This window comes from Pseudaminobacter sp. Soil_N_29 (genome assembly GCF_057656055.1).
Map to the genome: position 1 here is coordinate 383,308 of NZ_JBDGLC010000004.1, position 20,443 is coordinate 403,750.

Sequence of the window (20,443 nt, forward strand, 5' to 3'; positions counted from 1 at the left end):
TGGGGGATATCGAAAAAATCCGCGCCAATCTTTTCGGCGGCTGACCGCTCTTGTTGCATAATCGCCACAATGCGTTGCATAGGTCGACGCAATTGCGGTCTTGTAGCGGTGGCATGGCGAATCAGGCGAAAAAATCGGGGCGGGCGACGGTCGTGCCAGAAGCGAGCGTGGAAGGGCGGCGCCTACTTGCTCTGCCTGGCATCCTGGCCATCGTCGGCGCGCTGCTGACGGCGGCGATTTCCTTCGCGATATTGGTCGGGGCCACGCCGCTGACACCGAATGAGACGATCACGCTGATCATCATCGGTGTGAATGCCGCCTTCATCCTGTTCCTTGTCGGCCTGATCGTGCGGGAAGTTCACCGCATCCTCTCAGCACGGCGCGTCGGAAAGGCTGCATCCAGGCTGCATGTGCGCATCGTCACGATGTTCGCGCTGGTTGCGGCCATCCCCGCCATCACTGTGGCGGTCATCGCCTCCATCACGCTCAACATCGGTCTCGACCGCTGGTTCGAAATCCGGACCAAGACGATCGTCAACTATTCGCTTTCGATCGCTGACGCGTATGTCCAGGAAAATGCGCGCAACCTGCAAGGCACCACGCTGTCCATGGCCTATGACCTGGACAATGCGCGCACGCTCTACAATCTCGACCGCACCGGGTTCCGCAATTTCATGAGCCAGCAGGCCGTGGGTCGCGCGCTGGCCCATGCCGCTCTGATCAATGCCGACGGCTCATTCGTCATGACTGCGCAGACGCCGGCCGAATTTGCCATGCCCGAACCGCCCGCCGGAGCGGTGGAGACGGCGGCGGACGGCAAGCCGGTGCTGATCGAGCCGCGCACGCGCAATATTGTGGGCGCAATCATAAAGCTGCGTGAGCTCGACGGGCTCTATCTCTACACGATGCGGCTGGTTGACCCCGAGGTCATCAAGGCGCGTGAGATCGTTCGCGCCAACGCTGACGAATACAGGGGGCTGGAAGCCAACCGGCGCACGTCGCAGGTGGCAATCGCGCTTCCCTATCTGTCGCTCACGCTGATCGTTGTTCTCTCCGCGATCTGGACCGGCATCGCGGTTGCCGACAGGCTCGTGCGACCGATCCGCCAGCTGATCGGCGCGGCCGATGAGGTTGCCACCGGAAACCTGGACGTTTCCGTGCCGGTGCGCCCCTCCGATGGCGACGTCGCCTCGCTGGGCAACACGTTCAACAAGATGCTGCTGCAGCTGAAATCGCAGCGCGATGAAATCCTGGGAGCCAAGGATCTGGCCGACGAACGGCGTCGATTCTCGGAGGCCGTGCTCGAGGGCGTCACCGTGGGGGTCATCGGCGTCGATCCGTTTGGCACTGTCACCATCGTCAACAACTCCGCCGAAACCATGCTGGCAATCTCGGCCGACGCTTCGGTGGGGCAGAACCTCTCGGTGATCCTGCCGCATGTGGGGCGTGTCTTTGAAATCGCGCGCACCTCAAGAAAGCACGTTTACCGCGAGCAGGTCACTTTCTACAGGGCCGGGGCGGAGCGCACATTCAATGTGCAGGTGACGATCGAGGAAGGCGACGGCGAGAAGCAGGACAAGTCCTATGTCGTCACGGTCGACGACATCACCGACCTGCTGCAGGCGCAGCGGTCTTCCGCCTGGGCCGACGTCGCCCGCCGAATTGCCCACGAGATCAAGAACCCGCTGACCCCGATCCAGCTCTCGGCCGAGCGCATTCGCCGGCGCTACGGCAAGGTGATCACCGAGGATCGCGAGGTTTTCGACCAGTGTACGGACACCATCATCCGTCAGGTCGAAGATATCGGTCGCATGGTCGACGAATTCTCGGCCTTCGCGCGCATGCCGAAGCCCGAGATGAAGAACATCGACCTGCGCGAGCCGCTGCGCGAGGCTTCGTTCCTGGTCGAAGTCAGCCGGTCGGAAATCGCCTTCGAACGCGATTTCGGCAGCGAGCCGCTCAAGGGCACATTCGACAGCCGCCTTCTTTCCCAGGCGTTCGGCAACATCATCAAGAACGCCTCCGAGGCGATCGAATCGGCCCAACGCGAGAACGGGGAAAAGGGTGCTATCCGCATCCAGGCGCGACGCGACGGCTCCAAGTTCCGTATCGACGTCATGGACAACGGCAAGGGTTTGCCGCGCGAAAATCGTCAGCGATTGCTCGAGCCGTATATGACCACGCGCGAGAAAGGCACCGGCCTCGGCCTCGCGATTGTCAAAAAGATCGTCGAAGACCACGGCGGCCGGTTGGAGCTCCATGACGCGCCGGCCGATTTCCACGAGGGTCGGGGCGCGATGGTCAGCATACTGCTCCCTTCGACGGCCGAAGCCCCGACGCCGCAGCGCGGCGAAGTAAGTGTTGAGAACGAAGTGAAAACTGAAAAGGTCGGTAATGGCATCTGACATTCTTATCGTCGATGACGAAGAAGATATTCGAGAGCTCGTCGCCGGTATCCTGAGCGATGAAGGCCATGAAACGCGAACGGCCCACGATGCCGACAGCGCGCTGGCGGCAATCGCCGACCGTGTTCCCAGGTTGGTGTTCCTCGATATCTGGCTGCAGGGGTCGCGCCTGGACGGGCTGGCGCTGTTGGACGAGATCAAGGTCATGCACCCCAACCTTCCGGTGGTGATGATTTCGGGCCACGGCAACATCGAGACGGCGGTTTCGGCGATAAGGCGGGGTGCTTATGACTTCATTGAAAAGCCGTTCAAGGCCGACCGGCTGATTCTGATCGCCGAAAGGGCCCTGGAGACGTCGAAGCTGAAGCGCGAGGTCTCTGACCTGAAGATGCGCACCGGCGACTCGTTCGAACTCATCGGCATGTCGTCGTCCATGACCCATTTGCGCCAGACCATCGAGCGCGTGGCCCCGACAAACAGCCGAATCATGATTGTCGGCCCATCCGGTTCGGGCAAGGAGCAGGTGGCACGCGCGATCCACGCGATGTCGTCGCGCAAGAACGGGCCCTTCGTCTCGGTCAATGCCGCGACCATCACGCCCGAGCGAATGGAGATCGAGCTTTTCGGCACCGAATCCAACGGAGGCGAGCGAAAGGTCGGCGCTTTGGAGGAAGCACACCGTGGCATCCTCTACCTGGACGAAGTGGCCGACATGCCGCGCGAGACCCAGAGCAAGATCCTGCGCGTGCTGGTCGACCAGCAATTCGAACGGGTGGGCGGTACCAAGCGTGTGAAGGTGGATGTGCGAATCATCTCCTCAACCGCGCAGAACCTGGAGGCAATGATCGCCGAGGGGCGCTTCCGTGAGGATCTCTATCACCGGCTTGCGGTGGTGCCTGTAGTGGTGCCTGGGCTGGCAGAGCGGCGCGAGGATATTCCCTATCTCGTCGACGGCTTCATGAAGCAGTACGCGCGGCAAGCCGGCATCAAGCCGCGCCGCATCGCCGACGATGCAATGGCGGTTCTGCAGGCGCACAACTGGCCGGGCAACGTGCGGCAGCTGCGCAACAACATCGAACGCTTGATGATTCTCGTGCGCGGCGACGGCGCGGATACACCGATCACTGCCGACCTGCTGCCGGCGGAGATTGGCGACGTGATGCCGCGCGCGCCCAGCCAGTCGGACCAGCACATCATGGCGCTGCCGCTTCGCGAAGCGCGGGAGATGTTCGAACGGGAATATCTGATCGCGCAGATCAACCGTTTCGGCGGCAACATCTCGCGCACCGCGGAGTTCATTGGTATGGAGCGTTCGGCGCTACATCGCAAACTGAAGTCGCTCGGGGTTTAGCTTGTTTCATTCGCATATCCGGTCGGCGGTTTAGATGCGTGTCATTATCTGCGGGGCAGGGCAGGTCGGCTACGGCATTGCCGAGCGGCTTGCCGCTGAGAAGAACGACGTTTCGGTCATCGACACGTCGCCGGAACTGATTCACGCTATAATGGACGCGCTGGACGTGCGTGGCTTCGTTGGCCACGGCTCGCACCCGGAGGTGCTGGAGGCAGCCGGGGCGCAGAACGCCGACATGATCATCGCCGTCACACTCTACGACGAGGTCAATATCGTCGCCTGCGAGGTGGCGCACGCGCTCTTCAACGTGCCGATGAAGATTGCGCGCATCCGCGCCCAGTCGTATCTCAGGCCGCACTATCAGGACCTTTTCTCGCGCGAGCACTTGCCGATCGACGTCATCATCTCGCCGGAGATGGAAGTGGGCGAGATGGTGCTGCGGCGCATCGCCATTCCTGGCGCAATGGACGTGGTGAGCTTTGCCGAGAACAAGATCGCGATGGTGGCGATCGAGTGCCTGGAGGATTGCCCGGTCGTCCACACGCCTCTCTCACAGCTTTCCGATCTGTTCCCGGACCTGCCATCGACGGTTGTCGGCATCGTGCGGGCTGGCAAGCTGTTCATCCCGCGCTCGGTTGATCGTCTCGAACCGGAAGACGTCGCCTATGTGGTGACGACCAAGGACCAGGTGCGCCGCACCCTTGGCCTCTTCGGCCATGAGGAACAGGAGGCCACGCGAATCGTCGTTGCCGGCGGCGGCAATGTCGGCCTCTACGTCGCCAAGATGATCGAGCAGCGGCAGTCGCGCACGAAAATCAAGATCATCGAAGCAAACCGCGACCGTGCCATCACCGTTGCCGACGAGCTTCGTCGAACCGTGGTGCTTAGCGGCAGCGCTCTGGACCAGAACCTGCTTTTGCAGGCGGACATCCAAGATGCGGACCTCATGGTCGCGCTGACCAACAACGACCAGGTGAACATCCTGTCCAGCGTCATGGCCAAGCGTCTTGGCTGCAAGGCCAACCTGGCGCTGATCAACAATCCGACCTATCAGGATCTGACCAAGTCGCTCGGCATCGATGCGCATGTGAACCCAGGGGCCGTCACCATTTCGCGGGTGCTGCAGCACGTTCGCCGTGGGCGCATCCGCGCCGTGCACAGCGTTCAGCGGGGCGCGGCGGAGATCATCGAGGCAGAGGCCTTGGAGACCTCGCCACTGGTGGGGGCATACTTGCGCGACCTCAACCTGCCGCATGGCATTCGCATCGGCGCGATCTACCGCGACGGCCAGGTGATCAAACCCAGCGGCGGATCGAAAATTCAGCCAAAGGACCGGGTGGTCATATTTGCGCTTGCCGAAGCGGTGCGGCAGGTGGAGCAGATGTTCCGCGTCAGCCTCGAATTCTTCTGATTTTCCTAACGTAAACTGGTATTGTCATGGCGTTTTACGCACACGCTCAAGATTCTCCGACCGGGCCGAAAATTGCAGATGGTTGTGCTCAAACTTTTGTCGCAACCGGAATTTTTGGCGTTGCAGAAGAAACGCCGGCCTGATAACCGCATAAGTGGAATTACTTTGATACAACTCGTTCTGCTTGTCGCAGACGCGGCAAGGGGCGGTTTGCACGCTTGACACAGGCTTGTAACTTTGGCGCAGTGGCCGGCAAATCGACGGGGTCGAGAAAGATAAGAAAAATGGCGGAACGCACGCAAAATCTCCAGGATCTGTTCCTGAATTCTGTTCGTAAGAGCAAGAACCCACTCACGATCTTCCTCATTAATGGCGTCAAGCTTACAGGCGTTGTGACCTCGTTCGACAACTTCTGCGTCTTGCTGCGCCGCGACGGGCATTCACAACTCGTCTACAAACATGCAATCTCTACCATCATGCCGAGCCAGCCGGTTCAGATGTTCGATGGTGAGGAAAATTCTCAGGGAGCCTGATTGGCCCAAGACAAGAACCCCGGAAACGGCGAGCGCAGGCCCGGGAACAATGGCCCGGGTCTCACACCCGGTGAGAAGCTGACAAGCGCTGTTGTTGTCGTACCTGTTCTAACGCGCCAGCCGCGCGGGGAGGACGATTCGAATCGCCCCCGCATGACGCGCTCGTCCGAGGCTCGCCTCGAAGAGGCGGTAGGTCTGGCGGCCGCGATCGATCTCAATCCGGTTCACACCGCAGTCGTGACGGTGAACGACCCGCGCCCGGCCACCCTGCTGGGCAGCGGCAAGGTCGATGAGCTTGCCGAGGTGGTCAAGGAGACCGATGCCGAGCTGGTGATCGTCGATCACCCGCTTACGCCGGTGCAGCAGCGCAATCTCGAAAAGGCGACGAACGCCAAGGTGCTCGACCGCACCGGCCTGATTCTCGAGATCTTCGGCCGGCGCGCGCGCACAAAGGAAGGCACGCTGCAGGTCGATCTCGCTCATCTCAACTACCAGAAGGGCCGGCTGGTGCGCAGCTGGACCCACCTTGAGCGCCAGCGCGGCGGCGCCGGTTTCCTCGGCGGCCCCGGCGAAACGCAGATCGAAGCGGACCGTCGTGCGCTTCAGGAAAAGATCATCAAGCTCAAGCGCGAGCTGGAGACGGTGCGCCGCACCCGCGACCTGCATCGCGCAAAGCGCCGCAAGGTGCCGTTTCCGGTCGTTGCGATCGTCGGCTACACCAATGCCGGCAAGTCCACCCTGTTCAACCGGCTGACCGGAGCAGGCGTGCTGGCCGAGGACATGCTGTTTGCCACCCTCGACCCGACTTTGCGCCGGGTGCGCCTGCCACATGGCACGCCGATAATCCTGTCCGATACGGTTGGCTTCATCTCCGATCTGCCGACTCATTTGATTGCCGCCTTCCGAGCCACGCTGGAAGAGGTGGTTGAGGCCGATCTGATCATCCATCTGCGCGATATTTCAGACCCGGACACTGCAGCGCAGGCGGAGGACGTAGAGCGCATTCTTGGCGATCTCGGCGTCGATCCCGCGGATGACATGCGAATCATCGAGGTCTGGAACAAGATCGACCGCCTGGACGAAGGCAATCGCGCGCGTCTTCTGGCCGAGAGCGAGCGCGGAAAGCCTGCGCCGCCCATCGCCGTCTCCGCCATCACAGGCGAGGGCATGGACACACTCACGGCGCTGATCGAAGAGCGATTGTCGGGAGAGTTGAAGCCGATAACGGTCGAGCTCGCGCCCGACCAACTCGGTTTGATCGACTGGCTCTATCGCAACGGCGATGTCGTCAAACGCGCTGACAATGAGGACGGCAGCGTGACGATTTCCATGCAGGCCACGGCAGCTGCATGCGAGGAGATCGAAGCCAGATTAAGACGGCACAACAAGGGGTAGGGCGCGTTACTTCGCGCCCTTTGCCTGCTGCCAGAGCGCTTCCATTTCCTCCAGCGTTGCCTCCTGCAACGTCCTCCCGGATTTTTCGAGCGCACTCTCCACATGATGGAAGCGAGTGCGGAACTTCTCGTTGGTGCCGCTCAGGGCCGCTTCCGAATCGAGTCCCAGATGGCGCCCGAAGTTGACGAGCGCAAACAGCACGTCGCCGAATTCGTCCTGGATCGCGGCTTGGTCGGCCTTGCCCATCGCTTCGCGAAGCTCGCCGATTTCTTCCTCGATCTTGTCGAGGATCGGTGCAGCCTCCTTCCAGTCGAAGCCGACGCGCGCCGCCTTTTCCTGTAGCTTCAGTGCGCGCGTGAGGGCCGGGAATGCGACGGGAACGCCGTCGAGAAACCCACTGCCATGGTCCTCCGGATCCTGGCCGCGAGCCAAGCGCGCTTCGCGCTTCTCGGCCTTCTCTTCCGCCTTGATCGATTCCCACATGCCCTTGGCCATGCCGGCGCCGCGCGCCTCTTCGTCGCCGAAGACATGCGGGTGGCGGCGGATCATCTTCGTGGTGACCGCCTCCACCACATCGCCGAAATCGAACTCGCCGGCTTCCTTGGCCATCTGAGCGTGATAGACCACCTGTAGAAGAAGGTCGCCCAGTTCCTGGCGCAGGTCGTCGAAATCGCCACGCGCGATGGCGTCGGCGACCTCATAGGCTTCCTCGATCGTGTATGGCGCGATCGTCTGGAAATTCTGCTCGATGTCCCACGGGCAGCCGGTGACCGGTGCGCGCAATGCGGCCATGATTTCAATCAGCCGCGAGATGTCTTTAGATGGCTTCATGGCCGCGTGCTAGCCCCGTTACAGCGGATGTTCGGCCGGGCGTGTTTGCCGCTGGCGCCGGTCATCATCGATGATTGGAGGGGTTAAAGCCGATCGCTCATGTCGTCGCAACAAAATTGAGCTCTGGCTTCTGCAGGATCTGCAGCCCTTTCGGATCGCCCCCGGCTATTGCCGCCAGCAGAGCGCGTCCCATCTGCCAGCCAGCATCGGTAATGTCTTCGTAGATCGTGTCGATCTGGGGGCGGACGAGGTTGAACAGTCCGGAGGTGCGCTTCGCGACAATCCCGATGTCCCTGCCCGGGCTGAACCCGCGATCGCTGATTGCGGCCATCACGGCAAGCGCGGAAACCTCGCCGCCGCAGACATAGCCGTCGGGCGGATTGGGTTCGCCCAAGCGCTGGAACACTTGTGCCTGGATGTCTGCTGCGGAGCTGTCGAGGTCGACGCCTTCCGCCAAATCGAAGGAGACGCCAGATTCGCGTACAGCGCTCATGAAACCATACTGAACGTGCTGGAAAAACGTGAAGCGGCGTGGCGGTAGGATGATGGACAGCCGTTTGCGGCCGCTTGCGATCAGGCGTTTCGTTGCCTCGTAGGCGAAGCTGAAATTGTCGAAATCCACATAGGGATGAGGGGTGCCGAGATCGGTGCGCCCGTGACACACAAACGGGAAGTCATGCTCGAGCAGCAGCTTCACGCGTTCGTCGAACGGCTCGGTGCGCGAGAAGACGATGCCGTCGGCCATACGGTTGCGCATGATATGGCGTACGGGATCGGTGCTCGGCGCATTGGCGAAATGCGGCGTGACCACCAGGTGATAGGCCGTGTTGCGCAGCGCCTCCGTCAGGCCGCGGATCAACGACGTGCTGAAGCCCAGTATCTCTTCATGGGGATCGAGCACGAGCGTGATGACATTCGTGCGCCCCGTGCGCAGTCTCTGCGCGGCACGGTCGGGCAGATAGCCGATCTCTTCCGCAACCCGCTGCACTTTCTGGCGCGTTTCAAGGGCGATCTGGGGCGCGCCGCCGAGCGCCCGCGATACGGTCGTCACGGCCAGGCCGGTCAGCTCCGCGATCGTGCGAAGCGTCGGCTTGGCCACCGCGTCATCACCTGTCTCGCGTCTCCCGCCTCTGTCCGTACCGTCCATCCGTCGTGCCTCATCAATGCTGCGCGAATTACGCGCTTGTAACGTTATAAATCCGCCCAAACGACATTAAAAGACTGGGAGGCCCCCTCTTTACAGTAGCTTCTGGCTCGCCGCCAAGATGACGTTGAGCGGAAACAGTGCATGCGGCCACGCACCTTGACACCAACCTGATTTATATCGTTATAAATTCACAGCTGGCGCATATTGTCGCCATGTCCATAGGGGAGGTTTTCATGTCACTGCGTACGATTACAAAGCTTGCTGCGAGTGTCGCGCTTATCGCACTTACCTCGGGTGCCGCAAAGGCGGCCGACAATGTCGAGGTTCTGCACTGGTGGACGTCGGGAGGTGAAGCCGCTGCGCTGGACGTGCTCAAGAAGGACCTCGAATCCAAGGGCGTGACCTGGTCCGACATGCCGGTCGCCGGCGGCGGCGGCGAGGCGGCCATGACCGCGCTGCGGGCTCGCGTCACGGCGGGCAACCCGCCTACGGCCGTGCAGGCGCTGGGCTTCGACATCACCGACTGGGCCAAGCAGGGCGTCGTGGGCGACCTGAGCGAAGTCGCCAATGCGGAAGGCTGGGACAAGGTGATCCCGACCGCGCTGCAGAACTTTTCCAAATTCGATGGCAAGTGGATCGCAGCGCCTGTGAACGTGCATTCGACCAACTGGGTGTGGATCTCCAAGAAGGCGCTGGATGCTGCCGGCGGCAAGGAGCCCCAGAACTGGGATGAGTTCGTCGCCATGCTCGACAAGATGAAGGCAAACGCCATCACGCCGCTCGCCCATGGCGGCCAGCCCTGGCAGGACGCGACCCTGTTCGACGCGGTGGTGCTGTCTCTGGGCACCGACTTCTACAAGGCATCCATGATCGACGTCGACCCCGCGGCGCTGGGCGGCGACAAGATGAAGGAAGCGTTCGGCCGCATGGAGAAGCTGCGCTCCTATGTCGACGACAACTTCTCCGGCCGGGACTGGAACCTGGCTTCGGCCATGGTCATCGAAGGCAAGGCCGGCGCGCAGATGATGGGCGACTGGGCCAAGGGCGAGTTCCTCAAGGCCGGCCAGAAGCCGGGCGCCGACTTTGTCTGCATCCGCTTCCCGGGCACTCAGGGCGCTGTCACCTTCAACTCCGACCAGTTCATGATGTTCAAGGTCGGTGAGGACAAGCAGAAGGCGCAGCTCATGATGGCCTCGGCCATCGAGGACCCGAAGTTCCAGTCGGCCTTCAACGTGGTGAAGGGCTCGGTGCCCGCACGCACCGACGTGCCGAACACAGACTTCGACGATTGCGGCAAGAAGGGCATGGCCGACCTGGCCGAAGCCAACGAGAAGGGCACGCTGTTCGGTTCCATGGCCCACGGCCATTCCGTGCCGGCCTCGATCAAGAATGCGATGTACGACGTCGTCACGCGCCACTTCAACGGCGACCTGTCGACGGACGACGCGCCGGCCGAACTCGCTGCCGCGGTTGCGGCCGCACAATAAGGCGTGGGGGCCTGCCGGCGGGGGCGATGTCTTTAGCACCCGCCGGCAACTTTGAGAGAGCGCCGTGCAGCCGTCCGGCCGCTCCTGTTCCAGCGCGCAATATCGGTGGCCGATGCCGCCGTTTGCGGGATGACGCATAATGCCGACACGCAATCAGTTGCAGTCCATCGTGCCGAAATTGGTGCTCGCGCCCAGCTTCGCGATGGTCCTGCTCTTCGTCTACGCCTTCATTCTCTACACCGGCTATCTGTCGCTGACGGATTCCAAGATGCTGCCCTCCTATGGGCTGGTCGGCTTCGAGAACTACGCGAAGTTGTGGAAGCTGCCGCACTGGTGGCGCGCGCTCACCAACCTGGCGATCTTCGGTGTGCTCTACATCGCGGTGTGCTCGGTGCTGGGCCTATTCCTGGCCATTCTGCTTGACCAGAAGATCCGAGCCGAGGGTTTTCTTCGCCCGATCTATCTCTACCCGATGGCGCTGTCCTTCATCGTCACCGGCACCGCCTGGAAGTGGTTCCTCGACCCCGGCATCGGCTTGGAGCACACCATGCAGATGTGGGGCTGGGACAGTTTTTCCTTCACCTGGATCAAGGACCGCAATCTGGCAATCTACACCGTGGTGATGGCCGCGGTCTGGCAGTCTTCGGGCTTCGTCATGGCGATGTTCCTGGCCGGCCTGCGCGGCGTCGATAACGAGATCATCAAGGCGGCCCAGATCGACGGCGCCTCGACGGTCACCATCTATCGCCGCATCATCATCCCGCTGATGCGGCCTGTTTTCCTGTCGGCCTTCGTGGTGCTCGCCCACCTCGCCATCAAGTCTTATGACCTGGTGGTGGCGCTGACCGGCGGCGGGCCGGGGCAGGCGACCGAACTGCCGGCCACCTTCATGTATTCCTACACCTTCACCCGCAACCAGATGGGCATCGGCGCGTCGTCTGCGGTGATCATGCTGGTCATGATCTTTTCCATCATCGTTCCGTACCTCTATTCGGAACTGCGGGGAGGGCCGCGCCAATGAGCCTGCCTTCATCCGACAACGCGACGCAGGTCAACAGGCTGACGCGCGGGCTGATCTATCTCGTGCTCGTGCTGTTTGCGATCTACTACCTGCTGCCGCTCTACGTGATGATCGTGAACTCGGTGAAGCCGCTCTCCGAAATCCGCGAAGGCAACATGCTGGCCTTGCCGAGAGAAGTGACGCTCGATCCATGGTTCACCGCCTGGTCGACGGCGCAGATCGGAGTGCAGGCGACCGGCCTGAAACCCTACTTCATCAACTCGATCCTGATGGCAGTGCCAGCCGTCGCGATTTCGACGATGCTCGGCGCGCTGAACGGCTTTGTCCTCACCAAATGGCGTTTTCGGGGCGACAATCTGGTGTTCGGGCTGATGCTTCTGGCCTGCTTCATCCCGTTCCAGATCGCGCTTATTCCCGCCGCGCGCATCCTGGGCATGCTTGGCCTTGCCGGGACAACGCGCGGGCTGGTGTTGATCCATGTGGCCTATGGCCTCGGCTTCACGACCCTGTTCTTCCGCAACTACTATGCCGCGTTTCCAACCGAACTGGTGAAGGCCGCGCAGATCGACGGCGCCAGCTTCTTCCAGATTTTCCGGCGCATCCTGCTGCCGTCCTCCGCGCCGATCATCGTGGTGACGGTGATCTGGCAGTTCACCAACATCTGGAACGATTTTCTGTTCGGCGCCTCCTTCGGGGACTTCAAGTCGCAACCGATGACCGTTGCGCTGAACAATCTCGTTTCATCCTCGAGCGGCGTGAAGGAATACAACGTCCATTTTGCCGGCGCGATCCTGGCGGCCTTGCCGACGCTGGTCGTCTACATCGTGTCGGGCCGGTATTTCGTGCGGGGCCTCATGGCCGGCGCGGTGAAGGGTTAGAGCATGTCGTTCCTGCAAATCCGCAATCTCGAAAAGACCTTCGGCAGCGTGAAGGTTCTGAAGGGCATCGATCTCGACGTGGAGGAGGGCGGCTTCCTGGTCCTTGTCGGACCCTCCGGTTGCGGCAAGTCTACCCTGCTCAACTCCATCGCCGGGCTGGAGGCCATCACCGGTGGCTCGATCAGCATCGGCGGCAGGGTGATCGACAAGCTGCATCCTTCGCAGCGCGACATTGCCATGGTCTTCCAGTCCTATGCGCTGTACCCAAACATGAGCGTGGCGGGAAACATCGGTTTCGGCATGGAGATCCGTGGCGTGCCGAAGCCGGAGCGCGAAAAGGCCATCGCTTCCGTTGCCGAGATGCTGCAGATCGGCCATCTGCTCGACCGCAAGCCCAGCCAGCTTTCCGGCGGCCAGCGCCAGCGCGTCGCAATCGGCCGGGCGCTCGTGCGCAAGCCGCAGGTGTTCCTGTTCGACGAACCACTTTCCAACCTCGACGCCAAGCTCCGCGTGGACATGCGCACTGAGATAAAACGCCTGCACCAGCGCATGGGCACGACCATCGTCTATGTCACGCATGACCAGATCGAGGCGATGACGCTGGCAACCAAGATCGCCGTGCTGAAGGACGGGCTGCTGCAGCAGTCGGGCACGCCCGCAGAAATCTATAACAATCCGGCCAATCTCTTCGTCGCCGACTTCATGGGCTCGCCGGCCATGAACCTTATCCCGGTGACGATTGCCAAGAACGGTTCGGGTGTCTCCATCTCCACGCATCGCGAGGAGCAGGCCCCGCTTGTTCTCGGCGTGCCGAATGCGCCGTCCGCGCTTGCAGCGCATGACGGCAAGGAGGTCATTTTCGGCATCCGTCCCGAAGCGCTGACCGACCGCGACGGCGCGGACCGCAATGCGCTCAACCTTGCGGAAAGCGAATGCATGATCGAGGTGGTCGAGCCGGCGGGCTCCGACACTTTCGCCGTGACCCGTCTGGGCAAGAAGCACGTGACCGCGCGGCTGCGCGCAGACGCAAATGTCGCCGCCGGCAAGAAAATGAAGCTGGCGTTCAATCTCGACAAGGCGGTGTTCTTCGACCCGACCAGCGGCCAGCGGATCGTCTGAGGGGCGGAGAGTGACCGCCGTCAACAGCCGCGCTCTGGCCGCCGAAGCGAAAGCGGCCGCCACCGCCGCAGCAGTGGCTGGATCGAACTGGCGGCTCACTTGGGATCGTGGGCAGGCCGCCGTCTTCGCCACTGGCGGTTCCCTGCACAACCTGGTTTTCCGCCTGGACAATGGCTGTACCGTCGCGCCGCTGTCGGAGGCGCCCTGGTTCTGTGAGCCTTCGGTGATGACGGACGAGACGATCCCTGCCCATCTGCGCCAGCTTGGCGGGGAATGGCCATGTGTTCCGTTTGGCACCACGGCGATCGATCCGCATCACCACGGCTTTGGCACTGACAACGCCTGGCATGTGGTGGAGCGGTCTGCGGACGCCATCACGCTCGCCATAGACTATCCGGAGCAGCATCCGATCAAGCGGCTGGAGCGTCGCATTTTGGGTGTAGCAGGTGAGGCGGCCGTTGCCATCGAGCTGACGGTTGAGGCGCGGGCCGATTGCGTGCTGCCGATTGGCCTGCACCCGATCTTCAAGCTTGCGGGCGAGGGCCGCCGGATGCGGCTCGATCCCGGCCTATTTGTGCGCGGCTATACCTTCCCGAAGGTGTTCGAAACTGGCGTTTCCCGCTTGAGGCCGGCCTCAACGTTCACCACGCTGGGCAAGGTGTCGCTGGCGGGCGAGGGGGTGGCCGATCTTTCACGGCCGCCGGCCGGTCTGCTTGAAGAAATACTCCAACTTGCCGGCGTCGGCGGCTGCGTTTGCATCGACTACCCGGACGATGGGTATCGAGCGCGGCTGGACTGGAACGCGGATGACTTTCCCTCGCTGGTAATATGGCTCTCCAACCGAGGCCGCAGCGTGCGACCCTGGTCGAACAGCTTTCGTGGCATCGGCATCGAACCCGTGAATGCCTTTTTCGACGACACGGGACTTGCACTCCATGCACCAGCTGACCTGTCGCTTGGGCGCCAATTCCGCGCCGGCGAGAGATGGACGACACTCTATCGAATTTCGGCTACCTGTCTTGCCGCCTCCCAACATGAAGGACCGACAGCATGAAGCGCTCGCGCGTCAATGAAATCATCCGCGAGGGAGACGCCTTCATCCGCTCCTTCGGCTACGTCATGCCGCCTTTCGCCTATTGGTCGCCGGAGGAGTTGAAGGCCTGCCGTCCGGCCGGCATCGTAGAATCGCGCCTCGGCTGGGACATCACCGACTACGGGCAAGGCAAATTTGACGAACTCGGCCTGTTCCTGTTCACCGTGCGCAACGGCCGCGCAGAGGACCTCTCGCGCGGCAAGGGCATGCTCTATGCCGAAAAGATCATGATCTCGCGCAAGGACCAGCTTTCACCCATGCACCGCCATGTGGTGAAGGCCGAGGACATCATCAACCGCGGCGGCGGTAAGCTGGTCATTGAGCTGTTCATGCCGGACGAAGAGGGAAATATAGACCGGAACCGCGAGGTCGAGGTTCCGACCGACGGCGTCATCCGCAAGCTGCCGGCAGGCGGCTTGTTGAAGCTCGATCCCGGCGAGAGCGTGACCTTGCTGCCCGGCATGTGGCACGCATTCTGGGGCGAGGGCGCGGACGTGCTGATCGGCGAGGTTTCGACGGTGAACGACGACCTGACCGACAACATCTTTGCCGATCCGATCGGGCGCTTCTCCAGCATCGAGGAAGACGAGGCGCCGCTGCATTTGCTGGTGTCAGACTACGACCACTTCATCGACGGCAAGGGCTGATAGGGCCGGACACGGACCACACTCGGTTGGACAAGGGGCGGCGGCTTTAAAGAAGACCCGCCGCCCCTTCCAATTCAGTGCCAGCTGTAGAGGCCAAGTAGCTTGCGGCCAAGCTCGTTCAACTCAGCCGTCTTGGCGTTCTTCTTTTCCCAATCGCGTGGGTCGCCGGGGAACGCCGCACGCTTTGGTGCCTCGCGCTCGCGCCAGGAATGGATGCGGGCTTCGCGCTCCTCGACGTCTTCCTCGTCGGCCGGAAACATCGAGATGTATTGCGCCATGCGCACCCGGTCCTTGGAGTGGTTCGGCCGCACCCCATGCGCCAGCAGCGTGTTGAAGATCAGAAGGTCGCCGGGGTTCATCTCGATATTGGTGATCGTCAGGCCGGTCAGGTCCGGGTGATGCGGGTCGCGATCGGCGGGTTGCGTTTTCACCCAATCCTCGAAATTTTCGAACAATTCGGGAATGCACTGGAAGCCGCCGATGTCGCCATCCTGCTTGACGAGCGACAGCACGCCCTGGACGCCGATCGGCAGTGGGCGGAGCGAAGTATCGCTATCCCAGTGAATAAAGCCGTTCGGGTTGCCCGGCGTCTTTTTGGGCGGATTGAGATTGGCGCGATCGATGGCAACCCAGAGATCCTCCCGGTCCCAGATGTCGACGAAGGCATCGTAGACGCGCTGTACCTGCCGATTGTCCCAGAGGTACTGGTGGTTGTAGATTTCTACCATGCCGGCGCCGTTCAGCTCCTTCATCAGGTGGTCGCGCCGCTGCGGTGCATACCAGGTGGACGGATCCTTCGGGTCCTTTTCGTCGAATTCCCAAAGCAGGTCGATCAGCCGCTGGACATTCTCCTGCGGCACGGCGTTGCGCACGATCACATAGCCCTTTGTGGTCCAGTGCTGCCAGTCGGCCTCGCTGAGCACGCGCAGCGGCAGCGTCTTCTCGATGTCCTTGAGCTGCGTGGTGACGTTCTTCGACGTCGGATGGCTGTCCTTCTTCAGATCTGTCGCGTGCGCCACGGTTTCCTCCATTTTCCGCCTGGTCCTTGATGGCACAATCCTAGCGCGAACCCGCTGAGCGAAGTTGTACTGCCGGCGCTCATCCTGATACTATTCTGGCGTTTCAACGCGATTGTTGCCCGAATGAAGCCATTTCTGGAAAAGTTGCAGCCTTTGCCTGGCACTTCATGGGCTATGCTCAACCGCCGGCTCGACAACGAAATTCCCTTCCAGTGGCACCATCATCCGGAACTGGAGCTGACGCTGACGCTCAATTCGCGCGGACAGCGTTTTATTGGCGATCACATTGGCAGCTATGACGACGGCGACCTCGTGCTGATCGGGCCGAACCTGCCGCATAGCTGGAGTTCGGCCGAGAAGATCAACCAAGGCGGCCCGCACGTTGCGTTGGTCATGTGGTTTCGGCCGGAATGGGCGCAGACGCTTGCGGGCACGTTCGTCGAGCTCGGTGCCGTGGCTGCCATGGTGGAACGGGCCGCCACGGGACTGAAATTCACCGAGGCCTGTGCGGCGAAGGCACGGCCGATCATCGAGGAGCTGTTCACACGGCCAGCCGACGAGCGGCTGCTCTGCCTCATGCAGGTGCTGAACTTGCTGGCGCAGGACGCCGGCGCCGAGCCGCTGGCGAGCCCGCGAAGCGTACCGGCGCCGGCGGGGCCGGACCGGTCTCGGATCGACCGGGTACTTGACCACATCCATCTCAACTACGCGTCGGGTCTCTCGCTGGCGGAACTGGCCGATGTGGGCGCGCTCAGCGCGTCGGGCCTGCACCGTCTATTCCGTCGCCATACGCATATGTCGGTCACGGACTACATCATGCGTCTGAAGATCGGCGAGGCCTGCGCCATGCTTTCCGGCACCTCGAAGCCGATCGCGCATATAGCCGAGGCCGTGGGCTACGAAACGCTTGCCAACTTCAACCGGCAGTTCAGGGCGCTCAAGGGAATGACGCCCCGCAGCTATCGCCGGAGCTTTCGTGCCGCGGGGTGAGGTTTAGGCGCCCCAGACGACAAGGAGCGGGTGAAAGCCCTTTACGAGTCTCGTTTCGCCGCTGAAACGTCAGTCCATCAGGCATTTCCTGACGAAGTGCAGCCAGGTGTCGTGGCGCCGCACGGTCATGCGCGGCAGGAGCAGCATGTCGTCCTGCGGCCGGGCGTGGCCCCGGTTCACCGTGGTCGCGTTTGTGTAACCCGCTTCCTCGACTATCTGCCGGAGCTCGCCATTCTGACCGCCGTAGGGATAGCAGAAGGCGTCGACGGCGCTGCCCAGCATGTCTTCCAGCTCGTGGCGGGCGTCGGTGATCTGGCGCCGCGCCTCGCTTGGCGCGACGGTTGGCAGCCGCACATGATCTAGCGTGTGCGAGCCGACCTCATGGCCGAGCGCTGCCCACTCCCGCATCTCGGCCTTCGACATGCAGGCGGCATAGGGAACGCCCAGCGGCACGTCCCATTCATTGGAGCCGCCGATCTGCCGGCTGACGAAATAGTTCGTGGCCGTGAAGCCGAATTCCTGCAGCACGGGCATCGCATTGACATAGACGTTGCGAAAGCCGTCGTCGAAGGTAATGCCCGCGACCTTGCCGGTCTTCTCGCCGCGCAAATAGGGCAACAGGTCGCGCATCGAGAGGCCGGTGAAGCCCAGCCGCTTTAGCCACGTCATCTGGCGGCGAAAATCGCGCGGATCGACCGTCAGCGCGCGAAAGCGGCTGCCGCGCGGGGCGGGGATGTCGATCTGGTGGTACATGAAGATCGGAATTGGCATGTCTGGCACCGCTCAACGACGACGCATTGCCGCCAGCCTTGCGCGCATCGCAATTCTGGCTCTGTAGATCGGGCGCAACAGCTCGCGCTTGAGTTTCGAAATCTGCCGCTTCGGCTTGAGCGTGCTGCCGCCAAGGGTGGGCGATATTTCCCGAATTCCCCCAGGTACGACAGACCGGGGCACCACGCCGGTCACCCACGGCATCTGGAGCAGAACGTCGACCGGACGATCCACGGTTTCGGTTGCCTTGAGCAATCGTGCCGCCGCGTCGCGGCTGACGAGCTGCGTCACCATGCCAAGCCCAGCGCAGACCGGCTCGATCAGCGAAACGTCTTTCGACCGGGCTACGAGACGGCCGTGCTCCCGGCCATCTCTGAAGGGAAAACGGATGAAGCCTTCGCGCTCGATATTCGCCAGCGCCAGTTCGAGCCCATCGAAGAAGGGCGCGACCGGGGCCGCATCGTCTTCCATGATGAGCGCGGCGTCGAGCTTCTGGTCGAGAATGGCCTGCCAGGCGCGCCGATGGGACAGGAAGCAGGCTATCTCGTTGCGGTTCAGTTCAAACGGGTAGGTTGGCCGATGCCGGCGAGGGCCGTAGAATCTTTGAATGCCCTCTTCGTCAAGCAGCTTTCCGTCCACGGCATCGATGACTTCCGCCGGGAAGGGCAAGCTGGTCAAAAGCGTTTGGACGTGCTCCCTGCGCTGCTCTGCGCGCGCGAGGTGGATGATGAACGCCTTTACGATCATGCAATATCTTTCAGGCCCAAAAGCTGGAATTAAGTCAACAAGCTTCGGAAGTTCTTACACCAAGAAGCTGATGCTGGAAGCCCGTAAGCACAATCAAAGCGCTGCTCCGAATCCATTCGGCCGCAAATTCCGTCAAGCGCAACGAGTGTCAACTTGCGGCTAGCCATCTCTCCAGCGTTGATGCACTCGTGCCCAGTTCTCGCCACAATCGGTTAACGGTGCGCTAACAAATTACCGAATATGAGAGGGATTGGAGCTGTGAATGCGGGCGGATGTCCACCGCATTTGGTTTTGTATTGCGTAGCTTGATGACATCTTCAGGGGACAATCGATAATGCTGATTTTGGCGCGCCGGCACATTCGCCGCGCTTCAACCGTCGCTGTTTTTGCGTTGTCCGCTGCTTTTCTTGCCGCTTGTGCAGCCCCGACGCCAAAGCCTGCCAGCAAGAAGCGTCCGAAGGAGTTCTTCGCCGAGTCCGAATACGGGGTCAAGGCCAGTCCGCGGGTTACCAACAAGCGTTCGAACCTGCCGCGTGGAGGAGGGCGAGACCAGCTCGGCCGCCCCTACACGGTGCGCGGGAAGGTCTACTATCCGAAAGAAGAAAAGAACTACAAGGTGGTCGGCGCCGCTTCCTGGTATGGCGATGCCTTCCATGGCCGCCTTACCGCCAACGGCGAAATCTACGACATGACGCATCTGACGGCGGCGCACCCGACCATGCCGCTGCCGAGCTACGCGCGGGTCACCAACACGAAGAATGGAAACTCCGTCATCGTGCGCGTCAACGATCGCGGCCCATATTCGGACGACCGCGTCATCGATCTTTCGCGCCGCGCTGCCGAAATGCTCGACTATATGAACGGCGGTACGGCCGATGTGAAGGTCGAATATGTCGGTCGTGCACCGCTCGATGGCCAGGACGACCAGTTCCTGCTCGCGTCGTTCCGGCCTGGCAATGGCGCGCCGGATCCGTCGATCGGTTTGCCCAGCGGTGTCATGATCGCCATGAACGGCCCGACTCCCAGCGCGGATGTCGGTCAGATGGTGCCAGTGCCCACCTTCTCGCCCATGCAGCCGCAACTTCCGCCGTCGGGCGACCTGCCTTTCGGCCAGGCCGTCGCGGTCAGCAGCGTCATCTTGCCGGATTTCGGGCCGATCGTTCCCCAGCGGCCGACCCGGCCCACACAGCTTGCGCTTGCCACCATGTCCTACGCGGCTGAAGCTCAGAGCAGTGCTGCAGCCGCATTCGCAGCGGTTGATGGTACGGCTGGCGAAGCGCAGTGGAAGCGCGGCGATCAGGGTTCCGTTTCAGGGCCGATCGCACCCTACATTGCTGTCGGAACCTTCAGCCGAAGCGACGAAGCCAAGCAGGTTGCCCGTTCTCTTTCGGCAGTCGGCAAGGCAACGATCGAGCGCACCCGCGTCAAGGGAGCGAGCCTTTACACGGTCAGCCTTCATGCAGACGGCCGGGCTTCTCTCGACGCGATGCTGGAAAGCGCCTGGGCGAATGGCGCGCCGGACGCGTTTCCGGTTCGAGACTAGTTGTTGAGGCTGTGGTGGCATGAAGTCGGGCGGGGCAGGGCCCCTCTCGGCGTCG

The 20,443-nt window shown here is 62.0% G+C and carries 18 protein-coding genes; 13 read left to right on the forward strand and 5 right to left on the reverse strand.

All coding sequences use genetic code 11. The features are described from left to right. Nucleotides 1–113 precede the first annotated feature (113 nt). From AC3A4H_RS12635 to hflX, 5 genes are all read left to right on the forward strand, one after another. A complete protein-coding gene (locus AC3A4H_RS12635; protein ID WP_487766955.1) occupies nucleotides 114–2,405 on the forward strand; it encodes a sensor histidine kinase NtrY-like in 2,292 nt (763 codons plus the stop codon). Beyond that, nucleotides 2,395–3,756 carry a nitrogen assimilation response regulator NtrX gene (gene ntrX, locus AC3A4H_RS12640; protein WP_487766956.1) on the forward strand — a complete coding sequence of 454 codons (1,362 nt, stop codon included), beginning with the start codon at nucleotides 2,395–2,397 and terminating at the stop codon, nucleotides 3,754–3,756. The genes AC3A4H_RS12635 and ntrX overlap by 11 nt, the downstream gene beginning before the upstream one ends. Nucleotides 3,757–3,790: 34 nt before the next feature. Then, nucleotides 3,791–5,167: a Trk system potassium transporter TrkA gene (gene trkA, locus AC3A4H_RS12645; protein WP_348779592.1), complete on the forward strand. Its 1,377-nt coding sequence runs from the start codon at nucleotides 3,791–3,793 to the stop codon at nucleotides 5,165–5,167. 284 nt (nucleotides 5,168–5,451) lie between these two features. Continuing rightward, nucleotides 5,452–5,700: an RNA chaperone Hfq gene (gene hfq / locus AC3A4H_RS12650; RefSeq protein WP_348779593.1), complete on the forward strand. Its 249-nt coding sequence runs from the start codon at nucleotides 5,452–5,454 to the stop codon at nucleotides 5,698–5,700. A 78-nt stretch (nucleotides 5,701–5,778) separates the two neighbouring features. Beyond that, complete coding sequence (gene hflX / locus AC3A4H_RS12655; RefSeq protein ID WP_487766983.1) at nucleotides 5,779–7,095, forward strand: GTPase HflX; 1,317 nt, start codon at nucleotides 5,779–5,781, stop codon at nucleotides 7,093–7,095. Nucleotides 7,096–7,101: 6 nt separating this feature from the next. On the opposite strand, the gene mazG is transcribed toward hflX, so the two are convergent. Then, the gene (gene mazG, locus AC3A4H_RS12660; RefSeq protein ID WP_487766957.1) at nucleotides 7,102–7,926 is read right to left on the reverse strand and encodes a nucleoside triphosphate pyrophosphohydrolase; all 825 of its coding nucleotides are present in this window, start codon (nucleotides 7,924–7,926) and stop codon (nucleotides 7,102–7,104) included. Between the two features lie 97 nt (nucleotides 7,927–8,023). Next, a complete protein-coding gene (locus AC3A4H_RS12665; RefSeq protein ID WP_487766958.1) occupies nucleotides 8,024–9,073 on the reverse strand; it encodes a LacI family transcriptional regulator in 1,050 nt (349 codons plus the stop codon). 233 nt (nucleotides 9,074–9,306) lie between these two features. Here AC3A4H_RS12665 and AC3A4H_RS12670 point away from each other — a divergent pair, with 233 nt between their 5' ends. The 6 genes from AC3A4H_RS12670 to AC3A4H_RS12695 all read left to right on the forward strand — a co-directional run bounded on the left by AC3A4H_RS12670 (nucleotide 9,307) and on the right by AC3A4H_RS12695 (nucleotide 15,318). Next, nucleotides 9,307–10,560, forward strand: coding sequence for an ABC transporter substrate-binding protein (locus tag AC3A4H_RS12670; RefSeq protein ID WP_487766959.1), 1,254 nt, complete (start codon nucleotides 9,307–9,309; stop codon nucleotides 10,558–10,560). 139 nt (nucleotides 10,561–10,699) lie between these two features. Further along, nucleotides 10,700–11,581, forward strand: coding sequence for a carbohydrate ABC transporter permease (locus tag AC3A4H_RS12675; protein WP_487766960.1), 882 nt, complete (start codon nucleotides 10,700–10,702; stop codon nucleotides 11,579–11,581). Next, nucleotides 11,578–12,459 carry a carbohydrate ABC transporter permease gene (locus AC3A4H_RS12680; protein ID WP_487766961.1) on the forward strand — a complete coding sequence of 294 codons (882 nt, stop codon included), beginning with the start codon at nucleotides 11,578–11,580 and terminating at the stop codon, nucleotides 12,457–12,459. Before AC3A4H_RS12675 ends, AC3A4H_RS12680 begins: the two co-directional genes overlap by 4 nt. Before the next feature lie 3 nt (nucleotides 12,460–12,462). Continuing rightward, complete coding sequence (locus AC3A4H_RS12685) at nucleotides 12,463–13,578, forward strand: ABC transporter ATP-binding protein (RefSeq protein ID WP_487766962.1); 1,116 nt, start codon at nucleotides 12,463–12,465, stop codon at nucleotides 13,576–13,578. A 10-nt stretch (nucleotides 13,579–13,588) separates the two neighbouring features. Next, nucleotides 13,589–14,632, forward strand: a complete 1,044-nt coding sequence (locus AC3A4H_RS12690) for a hypothetical protein (protein WP_487766963.1) — start codon at nucleotides 13,589–13,591, stop codon at nucleotides 14,630–14,632. Then, the gene (locus tag AC3A4H_RS12695) at nucleotides 14,629–15,318 is read left to right on the forward strand and encodes a D-lyxose/D-mannose family sugar isomerase (RefSeq protein WP_487766964.1); all 690 of its coding nucleotides are present in this window, start codon (nucleotides 14,629–14,631) and stop codon (nucleotides 15,316–15,318) included. The genes AC3A4H_RS12690 and AC3A4H_RS12695 overlap by 4 nt, the downstream gene beginning before the upstream one ends. Before the next feature lie 74 nt (nucleotides 15,319–15,392). Here AC3A4H_RS12695 and AC3A4H_RS12700 read toward each other — a convergent pair whose 3' ends face one another. After that, nucleotides 15,393–16,337, reverse strand: coding sequence for a phytanoyl-CoA dioxygenase family protein (locus AC3A4H_RS12700; RefSeq protein WP_487766965.1), 945 nt, complete (start codon nucleotides 16,335–16,337; stop codon nucleotides 15,393–15,395). Between the two features lie 174 nt (nucleotides 16,338–16,511). Here AC3A4H_RS12700 and AC3A4H_RS12705 point away from each other — a divergent pair, with 174 nt between their 5' ends. Then, entirely contained in the window at nucleotides 16,512–17,327 is an 816-nt protein-coding gene (locus AC3A4H_RS12705; RefSeq protein ID WP_487766966.1) for a helix-turn-helix domain-containing protein, read from the forward strand. A gap of 69 nt (nucleotides 17,328–17,396) precedes the next feature. On the opposite strand, the gene AC3A4H_RS12710 is transcribed toward AC3A4H_RS12705, so the two are convergent. Beyond that, nucleotides 17,397–18,098, reverse strand: coding sequence for a polysaccharide deacetylase family protein (locus tag AC3A4H_RS12710; protein WP_487766967.1), 702 nt, complete (start codon nucleotides 18,096–18,098; stop codon nucleotides 17,397–17,399). Between the two features lie 12 nt (nucleotides 18,099–18,110). After that, nucleotides 18,111–18,845, reverse strand: coding sequence for a glycosyltransferase family 25 protein (locus tag AC3A4H_RS12715; protein WP_487766968.1), 735 nt, complete (start codon nucleotides 18,843–18,845; stop codon nucleotides 18,111–18,113). Between the two features lie 334 nt (nucleotides 18,846–19,179). Between AC3A4H_RS12715 and AC3A4H_RS12720 the strand changes: the two genes are divergently transcribed. Next, complete coding sequence (locus tag AC3A4H_RS12720; protein ID WP_487766969.1) at nucleotides 19,180–20,388, forward strand: septal ring lytic transglycosylase RlpA family protein; 1,209 nt, start codon at nucleotides 19,180–19,182, stop codon at nucleotides 20,386–20,388. Nucleotides 20,389–20,443 lie beyond the last annotated feature (55 nt).

What these genes read in the sequence shown, in the direction of transcription:
- AC3A4H_RS12635 (WP_487766955.1), top strand. Translation starts at nt 114, where the DNA reads ATGGCGAATCAGGCGAAAAAATCGGGGCGGGCGACGGTCGTGCCAGAA.
- ntrX (WP_487766956.1), top strand. Translation starts at nt 2,395, where the DNA reads ATGGCATCTGACATTCTTATCGTCGATGACGAAGAAGATATTCGAGAG.
- trkA (WP_348779592.1), top strand. Translation starts at nt 3,791, where the DNA reads ATGCGTGTCATTATCTGCGGGGCAGGGCAGGTCGGCTACGGCATTGCC.
- hfq (WP_348779593.1), top strand. Translation starts at nt 5,452, where the DNA reads ATGGCGGAACGCACGCAAAATCTCCAGGATCTGTTCCTGAATTCTGTT.
- mazG (WP_487766957.1), bottom strand. Translation starts at nt 7,926, where the DNA reads ATGAAGCCATCTAAAGACATCTCGCGGCTGATTGAAATCATGGCCGCA.
- AC3A4H_RS12665 (WP_487766958.1), bottom strand. Translation starts at nt 9,073, where the DNA reads ATGGACGGTACGGACAGAGGCGGGAGACGCGAGACAGGTGATGACGCG.
- AC3A4H_RS12670 (WP_487766959.1), top strand. Translation starts at nt 9,307, where the DNA reads ATGTCACTGCGTACGATTACAAAGCTTGCTGCGAGTGTCGCGCTTATC.
- AC3A4H_RS12675 (WP_487766960.1), top strand. Translation starts at nt 10,700, where the DNA reads ATGCCGACACGCAATCAGTTGCAGTCCATCGTGCCGAAATTGGTGCTC.
- AC3A4H_RS12680 (WP_487766961.1), top strand. Translation starts at nt 11,578, where the DNA reads ATGAGCCTGCCTTCATCCGACAACGCGACGCAGGTCAACAGGCTGACG.
- AC3A4H_RS12685 (WP_487766962.1), top strand. Translation starts at nt 12,463, where the DNA reads ATGTCGTTCCTGCAAATCCGCAATCTCGAAAAGACCTTCGGCAGCGTG.
- AC3A4H_RS12695 (WP_487766964.1), top strand. Translation starts at nt 14,629, where the DNA reads ATGAAGCGCTCGCGCGTCAATGAAATCATCCGCGAGGGAGACGCCTTC.
- AC3A4H_RS12705 (WP_487766966.1), top strand. Translation starts at nt 16,512, where the DNA reads ATGCTCAACCGCCGGCTCGACAACGAAATTCCCTTCCAGTGGCACCAT.
- AC3A4H_RS12710 (WP_487766967.1), bottom strand. Translation starts at nt 18,098, where the DNA reads ATGCCAATTCCGATCTTCATGTACCACCAGATCGACATCCCCGCCCCG.
- AC3A4H_RS12715 (WP_487766968.1), bottom strand. Translation starts at nt 18,845, where the DNA reads ATGATCGTAAAGGCGTTCATCATCCACCTCGCGCGCGCAGAGCAGCGC.
- AC3A4H_RS12720 (WP_487766969.1), top strand. Translation starts at nt 19,180, where the DNA reads ATGCTGATTTTGGCGCGCCGGCACATTCGCCGCGCTTCAACCGTCGCT.